This is a genomic window from Priestia sp. 3CA3, from assembly GCF_056836725.1.
Genome location: NZ_JBXENJ010000053.1, coordinates 1 through 300 on the forward strand (window position 1 = coordinate 1; position 300 = coordinate 300).

A 300-nucleotide genomic window follows, 5' to 3' on the forward strand; every position below is an offset into this window, starting at 1 on the left:
CGACTATTTAAGTCAGAGATTGCACGCCGGTGTAGCTCAATTGGTAGAGCAACTGACTTGTAATCAGTAGGTTGGGGGTTCAAGTCCTCTTGCCGGCACCATTTTTTTCGAGCCATTAGCTCAGTTGGTAGAGCATCTGACTTTTAATCAGAGGGTCGAAGGTTCGAGTCCTTCATGGCTCACCATTTAATATTCACACGCGGGTGTGGCGGAATTGGCAGACGCGCTAGACTTAGGATCTAGTGTCTTACGACGTGGGGGTTCAAGTCCCTTCACCCGCATCTTTACTTAATTTCATAT

Annotated in this window: 3 tRNA genes; all 3 read left to right on the plus strand. The window is 47.3% G+C overall.

The features are described 5' to 3' along the window. Window positions 1-25: 25 nt before the first annotated feature. Window positions 26-101, plus strand: a tRNA-Thr gene (locus tag AC1VNJ_RS26950). 8 nt (window positions 102-109) lie between these two features. Next, window positions 110-185 (plus strand) — tRNA-Lys (locus tag AC1VNJ_RS26955). A gap of 14 nt (window positions 186-199) precedes the next feature. After that, window positions 200-281: transfer RNA gene (locus tag AC1VNJ_RS26960), tRNA-Leu, on the plus strand. Window positions 282-300 lie beyond the last annotated feature (19 nt).